This window comes from Bradyrhizobium sp. A11 (genome assembly GCF_042077125.1).
In the GTDB taxonomy this organism is placed as follows: Bacteria; Pseudomonadota; Alphaproteobacteria; order Rhizobiales; family Xanthobacteraceae; genus Bradyrhizobium; species Bradyrhizobium japonicum_B.
The window spans coordinates 2,418,216-2,432,024 of the sequence record NZ_CP149509.1 but is presented as its reverse complement, the minus strand read 5'-3'; the positions used below and the strand labels follow the sequence as shown (position 1 = coordinate 2,432,024).

At 65.0% G+C, this 13,809-nt stretch carries 13 protein-coding genes and 1 pseudogene; 6 read left to right on the top strand and 8 right to left on the bottom strand.

The genetic code is table 11. The features are described 5' to 3' along the window. The gene (locus tag WI560_RS11160; RefSeq protein ID WP_257177739.1) at positions 1-675 is read right to left on the bottom strand and encodes a response regulator transcription factor; all 675 of its coding nucleotides are present in this window, start codon (positions 673-675) and stop codon (positions 1-3) included. Between the two features lie 360 nt (positions 676-1,035). Between WI560_RS11160 and WI560_RS11155 the strand changes: the two are divergent. After that, positions 1,036-2,357, top strand: a pseudogene (locus WI560_RS11155) (FAD-dependent monooxygenase). 12 nt (positions 2,358-2,369) lie between these two features. Here the strand turns inward: WI560_RS11155 and WI560_RS11150 are convergent. The 5 genes from WI560_RS11150 to WI560_RS11130 form a co-directional block, all read right to left on the bottom strand. Beyond that, positions 2,370-2,720, bottom strand: a complete 351-nt coding sequence (locus WI560_RS11150) for a hypothetical protein (RefSeq protein WP_375308818.1) — start codon at positions 2,718-2,720, stop codon at positions 2,370-2,372. Between the two features lie 174 nt (positions 2,721-2,894). After that, complete coding sequence (locus tag WI560_RS11145) at positions 2,895-3,983, bottom strand: TRAP transporter substrate-binding protein (RefSeq protein WP_375160990.1); 1,089 nt, start codon at positions 3,981-3,983, stop codon at positions 2,895-2,897. 161 nt (positions 3,984-4,144) lie between these two features. Continuing rightward, a complete protein-coding gene (locus tag WI560_RS11140; protein ID WP_375160991.1) occupies positions 4,145-5,233 on the bottom strand; it encodes a TRAP transporter substrate-binding protein in 1,089 nt (362 codons plus the stop codon). Positions 5,234-5,449: 216 nt separating this feature from the next. Beyond that, a complete protein-coding gene (locus tag WI560_RS11135) occupies positions 5,450-6,586 on the bottom strand; it encodes an Mrp/NBP35 family ATP-binding protein (protein ID WP_375308037.1) in 1,137 nt (378 codons plus the stop codon). 129 nt (positions 6,587-6,715) lie between these two features. After that, positions 6,716-7,165 (bottom strand): VOC family protein, encoded by a 450-nt coding sequence (locus WI560_RS11130; RefSeq protein ID WP_375308036.1) that lies wholly within the window; start codon positions 7,163-7,165, stop codon positions 6,716-6,718. A 198-nt stretch (positions 7,166-7,363) separates the two neighbouring features. Between WI560_RS11130 and WI560_RS11125 the strand changes: the two genes are divergently transcribed. From WI560_RS11125 to WI560_RS11105, 5 genes are all read left to right on the top strand, one after another. Continuing rightward, the gene (locus WI560_RS11125) at positions 7,364-8,236 is read left to right on the top strand and encodes an NAD(P)-dependent oxidoreductase (protein ID WP_375308035.1); all 873 of its coding nucleotides are present in this window, start codon (positions 7,364-7,366) and stop codon (positions 8,234-8,236) included. Between the two features lie 126 nt (positions 8,237-8,362). Then, complete coding sequence (locus WI560_RS11120; protein WP_375308034.1) at positions 8,363-9,784, top strand: sodium:proton antiporter; 1,422 nt, start codon at positions 8,363-8,365, stop codon at positions 9,782-9,784. A 162-nt stretch (positions 9,785-9,946) separates the two neighbouring features. Beyond that, positions 9,947-11,542, top strand: a complete 1,596-nt coding sequence (locus tag WI560_RS11115; RefSeq protein ID WP_257177733.1) for a HAMP domain-containing sensor histidine kinase — start codon at positions 9,947-9,949, stop codon at positions 11,540-11,542. 44 nt (positions 11,543-11,586) lie between these two features. Further along, positions 11,587-11,790: a DUF1289 domain-containing protein gene (locus tag WI560_RS11110; protein WP_375308033.1), complete on the top strand. Its 204-nt coding sequence runs from the start codon at positions 11,587-11,589 to the stop codon at positions 11,788-11,790. Between the two features lie 28 nt (positions 11,791-11,818). Next, the gene (locus tag WI560_RS11105) at positions 11,819-12,373 is read left to right on the top strand and encodes a TIGR02281 family clan AA aspartic protease (RefSeq protein WP_375308032.1); all 555 of its coding nucleotides are present in this window, start codon (positions 11,819-11,821) and stop codon (positions 12,371-12,373) included. A 31-nt stretch (positions 12,374-12,404) separates the two neighbouring features. On the opposite strand, the gene WI560_RS11100 is transcribed toward WI560_RS11105, so the two are convergent. Together WI560_RS11100 and WI560_RS11095 are read right to left on the bottom strand one after the other, a co-directional pair. Beyond that, the gene (locus WI560_RS11100) at positions 12,405-13,244 is read right to left on the bottom strand and encodes a bifunctional allantoicase/(S)-ureidoglycine aminohydrolase (RefSeq protein ID WP_375308817.1); all 840 of its coding nucleotides are present in this window, start codon (positions 13,242-13,244) and stop codon (positions 12,405-12,407) included. Between the two features lie 35 nt (positions 13,245-13,279). Continuing rightward, complete coding sequence (locus WI560_RS11095) at positions 13,280-13,780, bottom strand: ureidoglycolate lyase (protein ID WP_375308031.1); 501 nt, start codon at positions 13,778-13,780, stop codon at positions 13,280-13,282. Positions 13,781-13,809: the final 29 nt, after the last annotated feature.

Below are 13,809 nucleotides of genomic sequence, written 5' to 3'. Positions count from 1 at the left end.
CTATTTCTCCGCGTCCATGAGATAGCCGACGCCGCGGATGGTGTGGATCACGACCTTGGCGCCGTGTTCGGCGAGCTGCTTGCGCAGCCGCGAGACATAAACCTCGACGGCGTTGGAGGCGACCTCGCCGTCCAGCCCGAAGATATGGTCCTCGACGTTCTTCTTTGGCACCACCCGCCCCTGCCGGCGCAGCAGGATCTCGAGCACCGAGGTCTCGCGCGCGGAGATGATCCGCGGCTGGTCGTCGACGAAGATCTGGCGGCTCTCGGTGTCGTAGACCAGGTTGGCGAGACTGAGCGAGCGGCCCAGCAGCTGGCCGGGCCGGCGCAGGATCGCCTCCAGCCGCGCCACTAGCTCCTCCATCGCGAACGGCTTTGCGAGATAATCGTCGGCGCCGCTGCGCAGGCCGCCGACGCGGTCCTGCAAGCCGCCGCGTGCGGTCAGCACCAGCACGGGGAGCGGCTCCATCCTGGCGCGCAGCTCGCGCAACACCGACAGGCCGTCGCCGTCGGGCAGCCCGAGGTCGAGGATCATCGCGGCATAGCTGACGCTGCTCACCGCCTCGCGCGCCTCGGCCGCGCTGCCCACGATGTCGCTCTGGTAGCCGGCCGCCGCCAGCCCGCCCGCGACCAGCCGCGACAGCTCGGCATTGTCCTCGACGATGAGAAGGCGCATCGCATATCCGCCGAAAACTCAAGTCACCGCACGGCTCGCGCGGCATCTTCGCTCTCTTCCACCATTCCGGCCGCCTCGGCCAGCGAAAAAGCACGGCGCCGGTCGCCCTTCCCTGTCAAGTTCATGCCGGCTGTTGCTCCATTGACGAGGCCGCGACCAAACGGCTAAATTCGTCATGTCGGAAAAGGCAGACTTGGCTTGGTAAGCCCAAGTCCTTTCGGTAACGAAAGCTCTGGTCTTTGGCCCCGTGCCTGAGATCCCCACGACGAACCCGATCGCTGTTCAAGCGGTCAGGCGTTCGTCCGTGAGGTCCTCAGGTCTGGGAAACGCTCCGGTCGAACATCGACAACGGAGCAGTTTATGCAGATCCCCGACACTTCCCCCTACGACGTCATCATCGCGGGCGCTGGTCCCGTCGGCCTTTTTCTGGCTTGTGAATTGCGGATCGCCGGCTGTTCGGTGCTGGTCCTGGAAAAGGCGCGACACCCGCACTCGCCGCTCAAGAGCCAGCCGTTTGGCCTGCGTGGTCTCTCGGTGCCGACGATCAAGAGCTTCGACCGCCGCGGCTTGCTGGAGCGTCTGAAAGCTGGCGCGGCGAGCCGGGAGACGCCAGCGGGTGCGCACTGGATGCAGCAGCAGCGTCGCCCCGCCGGTCATTTCGCCGGCATCCAGTTCTTTCACGATCAGATCGATACAACGCAATGGCCACACCGCCTGCCCGGCCCGATCGGGAGCATGGCGGTCGAAATGGCGAGCATCGAGGCCGTCCTTGCGGTCCGCGCCGAGGCGCTGGGTGCAGAGATCCGGCGCGGCTGCGGCGTCGAGGCTCTGAGACAATCCATGGACGGCGTGACCGTCGACACGGCCAGCGAAACCGTCCATGGCCGCTGGCTCGTTGGTTGCGACGGCGGCCGCAGCAGCGTGCGAAAGGCGGCCGGTATCGGCTTCACCGGCACCGATCCGGAATTCACCGGCTATTCCGTGCAGGTCGAACTGGCCGATCAGGGCTCGCTCGAGCTTGCTGGCCGGCGATGCTGCGCACATCCATTCGCCGCTGGGCGGCCAAGGCCTGAACCTCGGCCTCGGCGATGCCATGAACCTCGGGTGGAAGCTCGCCGCAACCATTCGCGGCGATGCGCCCGCCGGCCTGCTCGACAGCTATTCGACTGAACGATATCCGGTGGGAGCACAGATCCTCGACTGGTCGCGCGCCCAGGTCGGGCTGATGCGCCCCACCAGGAGTTCGCGCGCACTCGAAGCCGTTGTCCGTGACCTCGTCAACACGCGCGACGGCGCGACCTACTTCGCCGAACGCGTGTGGGGCGTTTCCCTCCGCTATGATCTCGGCGGGAGCCATCCGCTGGTGGGGCGGAGTGCGCCGACTTTGAACTGGGCAATGGGACAAGACTGAGCGAGCTCCTCAGAACAGGGAAAGGACTGCTGCTTGATTTCGGCGCGCGGCCATCGCTTCAAGCGCTTGCGCGCCGCTGGATTGGCCGGATCAGCTATGTTGCAAGCGAGGCAAAGGACCGATTGGGCTTGATCGCTTTGCTCGTGCGCCCCGACGGCGTCGTGCCTGGGCCTGCGAACTAGCTCCCGACAACGAGGAAGCGTCCCGGGCCGCGGCGCGATGGTTCGGTGAGCCCAATGCCAGCCAAAGCCGTTCGTCTCGTCGGCCGTAGCGTTGCTTCGCTTCAGCCTGACTTCGTGCTGTGCAGCCGGAAAGCGGTCCTGAGCTCAGCCAATTCGTCCGCCGTCGCCCCTCGCTCTGCGTCGGCGCGGCTTGCCGGCAAGTCCACGTAAGCGATCGGCTGATCGAACTGGCTTGCCGTGAAGTCGTACCTCTCGCCTTCGATCCGATTGTAAAAATGGTCGCCGGCCGGCAGCGGCGTCTTCAGGAGGTCGCCGCCGAACAGTTCCTGCACGAGCAGCGCCGTGACGTTGCATTGTCCCGCCGCCGGATTGCTCGCGGTCCATTGCCTCGCCGTCGCCGGCGACCATGCCCTGCACAGCGTTCTCTGAACGTCATCTGGATCGAAGCTCAGCACCGTTCCCGCCTCGGCGAAGACCGCTTGGATCGCCAATTTTTTCCGATGACTTATCAATCCGTTGGCTACTGTGCATGGGGTTGTTTTTCAGTTTTCAAGTCCGGGCCCCTCCAGACACGACAGCGCCCCGGAGCTTTCACACCGGGGCGCTGCCTGCGAGAGATGGCGTGATCAGCTCTGCGAGCGGCGCGCCATGAAGATGTCGTAGCCGACCTCGGCGACCTGGAACCAGGAGTAGCCGTCGCTCGTGAACTTGGCGAGCGAGTCGTGCACCTTCTTGAAGTTCGGGTTGCTTGCGGCGACTTCGGCGTGCAGCTCCTTGGCAGCCTTGTGGCAGGCGTCCATGATCGACGGCGAGAACGGGTGCAGCTTGGTGCCGCCGGCGAGCAGCTTCTTCAGCGCCAGCGGATTGGCATTGTCGTAGCGCGCCATCATGTAGTTGTTGGCGTAGTGGCCGGCCTGCTCCAGCACGCTCTGGTAATATTTCGGCAGCGCGTTCCACTTGTCGAGGTTGACGAAGGCCATCAGCATCGGCCCGCCTTCCCACCAGCCGGGATAGTAGTAGTGAGGCGCGATCTTGTAGAAGCCGAGCTTCTCGTCGTCATAGGGGCCGACCCATTCGGCGGCGTCGATGGTGCCCTTCTCCAGCGCGGGATAGATGTCGCCGCCGGCGAGCTGCTGCGGCACCACGCCGAGCTTCTGAAGCACGCGGCCGGCGAAGCCGCCGATGCGGAATTTCATGCCCTTGAGATCGTCGGGCGTATTGACCTCTCTCCTGAACCAGCCGCCCATCTGGCAACCGGTGTTGCCCGCGAGCAGCGAGACGACGTTATAGCTCTTGTAGAATTCGTTGAGCACGTCGCGGCCGCCGCCCAGCATGTACCAGGCCTGGTTGATGCGCATGTTGGGGCCGAACGGCACGGCCGAACCGAAGGTGAAGGTCGGATCCTTGCCGAAATAATAGTAGGACGCGGTGTGACCGATTTCGCAGGTGCCGTTCTGCACGGCGTCGAGCACCTGGAGGCCCGGAACGATCTCGCCGGCGGCGAAGATCTGGATCTGGAATTTGTTGTCGGTCGCCTCAGCGACCATCTTGCACATCATCTCGGCCCCGCCAAACAGCGTGTCGAGCGACTTCGGCCAGCTCGTCGGCATACGCCATTTGATCTCCGGCATCGACTGCGCGATCGCGGGAGCCGCGAGCGTGGCGGCGCCGGCCGCGCCAAGTCCGGTGACCTTGATGAAGTCTCTTCTCTTCATGATTTCCTGCCCTGATGGTTTGCGATTGTGGGCCTTCTTGCCGAGGCTTAGGGCCAGCATGACGCAAGCCGGGACGCAATGCCATCCCCCGATCGCACTGTGGCAAAGAAAAAGCCCGGCCTCCAGGAGGCCGGGCTCTGCGGTCTTGCGATTCCAGGCGATCAGCCGCGCGTGCGCGAGCGGATCATGAAGCTGTCGTAGGTATATTCGGCAACCTGCCACCACAGATATTCGTCGGAGCGGTAGGCCTGCATGGCGTCAATCACCTTCTTGAAGTCGGCGTTCTTGGCCGAGACCTCGGCCCAGAGCTCGTTGGTCGCCTTGAGGCAGGCTTCCAGCACCTCGTTGGTGAAGGGACGAAGCTGGGTGCCGCCGGCAACCAGACGCTTCAGCGCGGCCGGATTCTGCATGTCGTAGCGCGCGGCCATCCAGGTATTGGCATGGGTGGTCGCGTTGGCGAGGATGGCCTGGTAGTTCTTCGGCAGCGCGTTGAACTTCTCCAGGTTGGCGAAGGCGTGGACGGTGGGACCGCCCTCCCAGAAGCCCGGATAGTAGTAGTACTTGGCGACCTTGGCGAAGCCGAGCTTCTCGTCATCGTAGGGGCCGACCCACTCGGCGGCGTCGATGGTGCCTTTCTCCAGCGCCGGATAGATGTCGCCGCCGGCGAGCTGCTGCGGCACCACGCCGACCTTCTGGAGCACCTGGCCGGCGATGCCGCCGATGCGCATCTTGAGGCCGGAGAGGTCTGCGACGGTCTTGATCTCCTTGCGGAACCAGCCGCCCATCTGGGTGCCGGTGTTGCCGCAGGGGAATCCGATCACGTTCGACTTCTTGAAGAACTCGTTGGCGAGCTCGTTGCCGCCGCCCTGGAACAGCCAGGAATTCTGCTGGCGCGCATTGAGGCCGAACGGCACCGAGGCGAAGATCGCGAAGGTCGGGTCCTTGCCGACGTAGTAGTAGGACACCGTGTGGCACATCTCGACCGTGGCGCTGGAGGTCGCATCGAGCGCCTGCAGGCCGGGAACGAGTTCACCGGCGGCGAACACCTGGATCTGGAATTTGTTGTCGGTCATCTCGGCGACGTACTTCGCCACCTGCTCGGCACCGCCATAGATGGTATCGAGCGACTTCGGGAAGCTCGAAGTCAGGCGCCACTTCACCTCGGGCGAGGACTGCGCGATCGCCGGCGAGGCCACTGCGGTCGCCGCCGCGCCTGCTGCCGACACTTTCAGAAAATCACGACGCTTCATCTTCAGGTCTCTCCTTGCTGGGGCGTTTCCCCTTGAACTTCTCTTGTGCCGCCGCTGATTCCGGCGACGCGACAGGGCCGCGTCGAACCGAAGGGGCTTGACTGCGGTGGGCCTTTAACACGGAAGGCGCGTTTTCGGAACGCGACAATGGCATGACGGGGCTCTACGAAAGTCGCATGTCTCCCAAGGGGACGAGGCGGCGCGCCGGCGGCCGCTTCAGGCCGCCGCGATGACGCCCTTGAGCTGGTCCCTGACCTGCTCTGCAATGGCGCGGTAGATCGCCGCATGGGGGCCGTCCGGCTCGCTGTCGACGACGGGGTTGCCGGCATCCGAGGTCGCGCGAATCGCCATGTGCAGCGGGATCTCGCCGAGGAACGGCACCTCGAGCTTCTCGGCCTCGTGGCGCGCCCCGCCATGGCCGAAAATGTCCGACCGCGTGCCGCAATGCGGGCACTGGAAGTAGCTCATGTTCTCGACGATGCCGAGCACGGGCACGTTGACCTTCTTGAACATGGCAAGCCCCCGCCGCGCGTCGATCAGGGACAGGTCCTGCGGGGTCGAGACGATCACCGCGCCCTTGAGCGGCACGTTCTGCGCCAGGGTGAGCTGGGCATCGCCGGTGCCCGGCGGCATGTCGACCACGAGAACGTCGAGCTTGCCCCATTCGACGTCGCGCAGCATCTGCGTCACCGCCGACATCACCATGGGACCGCGCCAGATCATCGCGGTCTCTTCCTCGACCAGGAAACCGATCGACATGATCGCGAGGCCGAAGCGACGAAGCGGAATCATCTTGCGCTCGTCGTTCAGCTCCGGCTTGTCGCGAAGGCCCGTCAGGCGCGGCACCGAGGGGCCGTAGATGTCGGCATCGAGCAGCCCGACCTTGAGGCCAAGATCGCGCAGGCCGAGCGCCAGGTTCAGCGCGGTGGTCGACTTGCCGACGCCGCCCTTGCCGGAGGCGACTGCGATCACGGCGGCGACGCCCGGGATCTCCGACTGCCGCGCCATGGGCGAGCCGCCTCCCTGCGGCGGCTTGTGGGCATGGGCCGGCTGCACGCCCGGCGCGCCGCGACTGGGCTGCGGAGGCGGCTGCGGTGCGGAGCCCGGCTTGCGCTCGGCGGTCAGTGCCACCATGACGGTGGTGACGCCGAGGATGCTGCGCACGGCGGCTTCGGCCTCGGCCCGGATGGATTCCCAGGCCCTGGCCTCGGCGGCATCGACATTGATCGAGAAGAACACCTTGCCGTCGGACGCGCTGATCGCGCTCAGCACATTGGCATTGGTGAGCGCGACCCCGCGGGGCGACTTGATCCTGGCGAGGCTGTCGAGAACCTGTTGCTGCGTCACGCTCAAAGTGCATCTCCTGGACGGAGCCTGATCCGGACCCGGAGGGCCGCACCAGCGCGAAGCGGGAAGCGGCTTTCCGGCAGGGCCAGGCACGAGACTTTAGGATGCCCCATTAGAGCGGAAACGCCCAAAAGGCTACTGCCTGCCGATATCGTCAGCCATCTCGGCGGGCGCCGCCCCCTGCTCCTTGGCGGCCTCGTAATTCAGCTCGATCATGACCCCGTTGGGGTCGTGAACGAAGATCTGCCAGAGATCGCCGCCGGGCACCTGGCGGGCGTCGAACTTCATCCCCTTGGAGGCCAGCCGCTGCTTCATGCCGTCGAAACCGCGGCTGACGAAGGCGACATGATGGACGACGCCGGAATCCGGCTTCTGCGGCTCCGCCGTCGCGGAAATATCGACCAGATGCACCACCGCCCGGCCCTCGCTGTACATCCAGGCACCGGGGAAGGCGAAATTCGGACGGGCGCCGTTTTCCAGCCCCAGCACGTCCTCGTAGAAACGGACGGTCTCGGCCAGATTGCGGGTCCGGATGTTGAAATGATCGAGGACGCCAACGCTCACACCGCCCAAGCCCGATGCCATGCTTTCGCTCCCTTTTTCGAAGTCCTTAGGTCCCACCATCCTAACACAGGGGGCCGCCAAACGAAGCCGTTGCCCTCCCGGCTTAACGGTTTATGGTGCGCCTCCGATCCGCCCTCGCAGCGGAACTTCGAGGGTGCCGCCCGGCGCCCTCGCCCTGCTACAACCGTAAAGCTCAAAACTACGGACAAGGTACCACACATGGCTAAAGTCGCTTTCCTCGGTCTCGGCGTCATGGGCTTCCCGATGGCCGGACACCTCGTGAAAAAAGGGGGCCATGAGGTCACCGTCTACAACCGCACCGCGGCCAAGGCGAAGGAATGGGCGGACAAGTTCGGCGGCAAGACCGCGGCGACCCCGAAGGCGGCCGCCGAGGGGCAGGATTTCGTGATGTGCTGCGTCGGCAACGACAACGATCTGCGCGCGGTCACGATCGGGGCCGACGGCGCCTTCGCCGGGATGAAGAAGGGCGCGACCTTCGTCGATCACACCACCGCCTCCGCCGAGGTCGCGCGTGAGCTGGACGCAGCCGCCGGCAAGGCCGGCTTCAAATTCGTCGACGCGCCGGTCTCCGGCGGCCAGGCCGGCGCCGAGAACGGCGTGCTGACGGTGATGTGCGGCGGTGCGCCCGACGCCTATTCCGGCGCCGAGCCGATCATCACGGGCGCCTATGCGCGGATGTGCAAACTGCTCGGGCCGGCCGGAAGCGGCCAACTGACCAAGATGGTCAACCAGATCTGCATCGCCGGTCTGGTGCAGGGTCTCTCCGAGGGTATCCATTTCGCCAAGAAGAGCGGCCTCGACGTCACTGCCGTGATCGAGACCATCTCGAAAGGGGCCGCGCAGTCCTGGCAGATGGAAAATCGCTACAAGACCATGAACGAGGACAAGTACGATTTCGGCTTCGCGGTCGAATGGATGCGCAAGGACCTCTCGATCGCGATCGCCGAAGCCCGCCGCAACGGCGCCAACCTGCCTGTCACCGCGCTGGTCGATCAGTTCTATTCCGAGGTCGAGAAGATGGGCGGCAAGCGCTGGGATACGTCGAGCCTGCTCGCGCGCCTGCAGCGCTGAGGGGCTGTTGCGGCGTCGTTCGGGGACGTGCAGCATCCGAGCTTCGTCGCGACCTCGGCCGCGACGAAGCTTCGGCCAGCGGTCGAACGGAAAGAAAAATAGCCTTCGGGGGGAGCCTTGCCTAGCGTGATCGCCGCCATCCTTGTTGTTGTGCGCCTGCTCCCGGTCGCGCTCCTGATCCTGGCTGCATCACCTTCGCAGGCGCTCGCCGCATCGCTCGATGGCGCCAGCATCGGCCCGCAATGGGCGCTTCCCTTCGCCGGCATGCTGCTGTCGATCGCGATATTTCCGCTCGCAGCGCCTCACTTCTGGGAGCACCACCAGGGCAAGATTGCCGCGATGTGGGGTGCCCTGATCGTGCTGCCGCTTTTAGTCTGGCACGGCCCGCTGCCGACCATCCAGGCTCTCGTTCATACCGCGCTGCTCGAATACATCCCCTTCATTCTGCTGCTCCTTGCGTTGTTCACGGTCGCCGGCGGAATCGTGGTGCGCGGCAATCTTCACGGCTCGCCGGTCCTGAACACCCTGCTGCTCGCGCTAGGCACCCTGATCGCGAGCGTCATCGGCACGACCGGCGCGTCGATGGTCATGATCCGGCCGGTGATCCGCGCCAATGACGACCGGCGGCACAACGCGCACGTCGTCATCTTCTTCATCTTCCTGGTGTCGAACATCGGCGGCTCGCTTTCGCCCCTGGGAGATCCGCCGCTGTTTCTGGGATTCCTGCGCGGCGTGGACTTCTTCTGGACAACGACGCACCTGTTCCCCCAGACGACGTTCGCCGCCTGGATTCTGCTCGTCCTGTTCTTTTGCATCGACGCTTATCTGTATCGCAAGGAAGGCCGCGTCAAACCGGACCCGACTCCGGACAATCCCTTGCGGGTCAGCGGCGGCCTCAACTTCGCTCTGATGGGCGTCATCATCGCTGCGATCCTCTTGAGTGCCAAGCTCGATCTCGGCGGATTCGAGGTTCTCGGCACGCACCTTCAGCTGCAGAATCTTCTGCGCGATGCCGTGATGATCGGCGTCGTGTTCGCATCTCTCGCCGTCACCTCGAAGGAGGACCACGACGCGAACGGCTTTTCGTGGGGGCCCATGATCGAAGTGGCAAAGCTGTTCGCCGCCATCTTCATCACCATCATTCCCGTGCTTGCGATCCTCAACGCCGGCAAGTCCGGCGCGTTTGCCGCCGTCGTGAACATGGTCACCAATGCCGACGGCACGCCGAACAATGCCGCCTATTTCTGGCTGACCGGCTTGCTCTCGTCCTTTCTCGACAATGCGCCGACCTATCTCGTCTTCTTCGAACTCGCTGGAGGCGACGCCAAGCATCTGATGACGAATGGCGCGGTGACCCTTGCCGCGGTCTCGGCAGGCGCGGTGTTCATGGGCGCAAACTCCTACATCGGCAACGCGCCCAACTTCATGGTGTACGCGATCGCGCGAGGGAGCGGCGTCGCCATGCCGGGCTTCTTCGGGTACATGGCCTGGACCTCCGTCCTGCTGCTGCCGGTGTTCGCGTTGGTCACGCTCGTTTTCTTCAGGTGAAGGGCCCGCGGGTTCCGCGAGCGGGAGGTCGAATCGGACCTTGGATTAACGCCCCGTTAACGTAATTCTTTAGCTCCTTAAGTCACCTCTTAAGGATTTCTTGCCAGAGATAGACAATGCAGAAGGCCCGCGTCCGGCGTGGGCAGGAATCGTTGTTGCTTGATGAGTAACCCCGCTGAAAAGCCCGAGGTTGTGCAGCTTCCGGCCGAGCCGGTAAGCGCTCCATCGGCGAGCAGCCGACGGGCTGCGGCGCAGCGGGTGCGCGAGGCGCGCGACAAGTTAACGTCGACCAGCGGAACCCGGCCGGCCTTCGACGCCGAGATGCTGCGCCAATACGCCCAGACCCGGCTGTCGGCGTCCTATGTCGTGATGCTGCTGGTGGTCGCGACCGGGTTGCTGTTCGGGCTGTGGATGCAGCCGATCCCCGCTGCCGCCTGGACCGTCGGCATGCTCTGCATTCACGCGGCGATGATCCGCAGCTGCCGGCGCTTCCTGACCGAGCCCGCCTCGCCCGCGGCGACGCGCGCATGGCGGACACGCTTCGTCGTGCTCGATCTGCTCTATGGCCTGTGCTGGATGGCGATCCTGATCCATCCCGTGCTCGACATGGTCACGGAAACGCTGATGATGTTCCTGATGCTGCTGGTGATCGCGGTATCGAGCATGGTCGCCGCGAATCTGCCGATCGCAGCCCTTGCCGCCACCGCGCCGGTCGCGGTCGCCATGGCGCTGAGCTTTGCGTTCACCGGCTCGCTGGACAATTACATCCTGGCCGCGCTCTCGCTCGCGGCCGAGGGCTATTTCGTGCTGCTGGCGCATCGCCTGCACTCCTCGACCTTCGCGGCGCTGGAGGCGCGCGCCGAGAAGGACGCGCTGATCGGCGAGCTCGAACAGGCCAAGGCGATCTCGGACGAAGCGCGCCACCGCGCCGAATCCGCCAACGTCGCCAAGTCGCGCTTCCTGGCGCAGATGAGCCACGAGCTGCGCACGCCGCTGAACGCCATCCTCGGTTTCTCCGAGGTGATGAAGAGCGAGATCTTCGGCGCCCATGCGGTGCCGGTCTACAAGGAATATTCGGCCGACATCCATAATTCCGGCGTCCACCTGCTCAACCTCATCAACGAGATCCTCGATTTGTCGCGGATCGAGGCCGGCCGCTACGAGCTCAACGAGGAGGCGGTGTCGCTGGTCGGCATCGTCGCCGACTGCCACCATCTGATGAAGCTGCGCGCCTCGAGCCGGGGCATCACCATCCACGAAGTGTTCGAACAGTCCATGCCGCGGCTCTGGGCCGACGAGCGCGCGATCCGCCAGGTCGTGCTCAACCTGATCTCCAACTCGATCAAGTTCACGCCGCAGGGCGGCGAGATCTGGCTCAAGGCCGGCTGGACCGCTTCGGGCGGACAATATCTCTCGGTAAGGGATACCGGCTCGGGCATCCCCGAGGACGAGATTCCGGTCGTGCTCGCCTCGTTCGGCCAGGGCTCCAACTCGATCAAATCGGCCGAACAGGGCGCAGGCCTTGGCCTGCCGATCGCCAAGAATCTGATCGACCTGCACGGTGGCACGTTCACGCTGAAATCGAAGCTGCGCATCGGCACCGAGGTGATCGTCACCTTCCCGCCGGAGCGGGTGATGAGCGCGCTTGCGCCGCTGTCGGACGATTCTCCACCGCTCCAGCCGGAGGGTTCCGCACTCCCCGACGAGAAGCGCCGGCCGCGCCACAAGCCGATCATGAGCGCCGGCACCGGCTCCTAACCAGATGCTTGCAGACATGCCCGACAATCCCCCACTATGTCCGAATGAGCAAAGAAACGCCGTGCGTCGCCGTCTGCATGATCGATCCCAGGACCAAGCTGTGCTTCGGCTGCGGCCGGACCTTGCCCGAGATCGCGCGCTGGCACGCCATGGACAGCGCGGAACGGCGCGCGGTCATGGCCCTGTTGCCGGCACGCATGACGGAAGCCGGGCTTGCGCCGATCGCGGCATCGCCGAAGCGGGCCTGACCGGCCTGCGCGCCCGCGGAGGCGCGCGATGATCCGCTTCCTGCTCGTCCTCGTCATGCTCGCCGGCACGGCCGGCGCGGTCGTCGCCTATGGCGATCCGAAGCAGATCGCGCGCGCCGGCCACAAGGTCTCGCACATCTTTCGCGCGCAGACGGTGGCGCCCGCCCCTGCCGTGCAGATCCCGCGCGGCCAGGGCGGCGAATTTGCCCTGCGTGCGAAGATCAACGGTGTCGCAGCGCCGATGGTGATCGATACCGGCGCGACCTCGGTGGTGCTGACCTGGGAAACCGCAAAAGCCATCGGGCTGCCGCTCGAGATGCTCGAATACGATGTCGAACTCGAGACCGCGAACGGCCACACCAAGGCGGCCCGCCTCACGCTCGACCGTCTCTCCGTCGGCCATCTCGTCGAAAAGTCGGTGCCGGCCCTCGTCGTCCAGCGCGGGCAGATGAAGACCAACCTGCTCGGCATGAGCTTCCTCGACCGCCTGGAGAGCTGGGGCGTCCGCGCCGACAAGCTGATGCTGACCGGCTACCCCGAGCTTCAGAGCAGCCCCCGCCGCTCGCGCACCGCGATCGACTAGATCGCAGCGGCGCCCGCGGACCACCGCCGGTCTAGAGCAGCGGCGGGCCCTGCCGCAGATTCATGTGCCGGTTGACGTCCTTGTAGAGCAGATAGCGAAACCGGCCAGGGCCCCCGGCGTAGCACGCCTGCGGGCAGAAGGCGCGCAGCCACATGTAGTCGCCGGCCTCGACCTCCACCCAGTCCTGATTAAGACGGTAGACCGCCTTGCCCTCGAGCACGTACAGCCCGTGCTCCATGACATGCGTCTCGGCAAAGGGGATCGTCGCCCCCGGCTCGAACGTCACGATGTTGATGTGCATGTCATGCCGCATATCGGCCGGATCGATGAAGCGGGTGGTGGCCCACCTTCCCTCCGTGCCCGGCATCGCGACCGGTTCGATGGACTCTTCGTTGGTCACGATCGCCTCGGGCTCGGCCAACCCCGGCACGCGCTGGTACAGCTTGCGGATCCAGTGCACCTGTGCAGGGCTGGGACCGCGGTTGCGAACGCTCCAGGCGCAGCCGGGCGGCAGATAGGCGAAGCTACCAGGCCTCAGCTCACGTTCACCTTCTGCCAATTTGAGCATCAACGTCCCGCCTGCGACGAACAGCGCCCCTTCAGCATCCTTGTCCGGCTCGGGCATGTCGCTTCCGCCGGCCGGCGCGATCTCCATGAGGTAATGGGAGAACGTCTCGGCGAAGCCGGACAGCGGTCGCGCCAGCACCCAGAGCCGCGTGTCGTCCCAGTGCGGCAGGTGGCTGACGACGATATCGCGTTGCACGCCGCTGGGGATGACGGCGTATGCGTTCGTGAAGACCGCGCGGCCGCTCAGCAGGTCCGTCTGGGACGGAAGGCCGCCTTGCGGTACGTGATAGGTGCGCGATGACATCATCAAGCCTCGTGAAGGTTACCGATGGGAACGTATCAGCTTGCAGCCGACTGGACGCCGAGCTGTAGCGGCTCGCTCAGCCAATATTCTTCGAGATTGGCGCCATCCCCCTTGCGGTCGACAACGAGGAACGCGCTTGCGTCCTCGAGAACCAGAAGTGGATGGTGCCAGCAGTTTCTAGCATAGTTCACGCCCTGATGGCCCTTTGCCGCGAACGCCCGGTAGCTGGACGAGACGCTGGGGTCCGTGCAGACGACGACCAGCCAGTCGGCTGCGTTCAGGGGCATGAACAGCTGGCTCCCAAGCGGATGGCGCTCCATCAGGCGGATCGCGATCGGCGCGGGCCGCACCGAGGCGACGAACCAGCTGATGTTGACTTCTCCGCCTTCCGCGACAACGTCGATATCGGCAAGCCCGTTGAAGCGCTGAGCGTAGCCCTGGTTGATCGATAGCGGGGTCCTGCCTTGCGTTTCGACGACGTCTCCGAATGGAGCGAACGCCTGCTTCGTCAAAGGCTCGATCGAGAGCGTCACCATAGCCAACCTCAAGCACTCCGCATTCAAAG

Excerpts from the sequence above, each read along its gene's own strand:
- WI560_RS11160 (WP_257177739.1), bottom strand. The coding sequence starts at position 675 with ATGCGCCTTCTCATCGTCGAGGACAATGCCGAGCTGTCGCGGCTGGTC.
- WI560_RS11145 (WP_375160990.1), bottom strand. The coding sequence starts at position 3,983 with ATGAAGAGAAGAGACTTCATCAAGGTCACCGGACTTGGCGCGGCCGGC.
- WI560_RS11140 (WP_375160991.1), bottom strand. The coding sequence starts at position 5,233 with ATGAAGCGTCGTGATTTTCTGAAAGTGTCGGCAGCAGGCGCGGCGGCG.
- WI560_RS11130 (WP_375308036.1), bottom strand. The coding sequence starts at position 7,165 with ATGGCATCGGGCTTGGGCGGTGTGAGCGTTGGCGTCCTCGATCATTTC.
- WI560_RS11125 (WP_375308035.1), top strand. The coding sequence starts at position 7,364 with ATGGCTAAAGTCGCTTTCCTCGGTCTCGGCGTCATGGGCTTCCCGATG.
- WI560_RS11115 (WP_257177733.1), top strand. The coding sequence starts at position 9,947 with ATGAGTAACCCCGCTGAAAAGCCCGAGGTTGTGCAGCTTCCGGCCGAG.
- WI560_RS11110 (WP_375308033.1), top strand. The coding sequence starts at position 11,587 with ATGAGCAAAGAAACGCCGTGCGTCGCCGTCTGCATGATCGATCCCAGG.
- WI560_RS11105 (WP_375308032.1), top strand. The coding sequence starts at position 11,819 with ATGATCCGCTTCCTGCTCGTCCTCGTCATGCTCGCCGGCACGGCCGGC.
- WI560_RS11100 (WP_375308817.1), bottom strand. The coding sequence starts at position 13,244 with ATGTCATCGCGCACCTATCACGTACCGCAAGGCGGCCTTCCGTCCCAG.
- WI560_RS11095 (WP_375308031.1), bottom strand. The coding sequence starts at position 13,780 with ATGGTGACGCTCTCGATCGAGCCTTTGACGAAGCAGGCGTTCGCTCCA.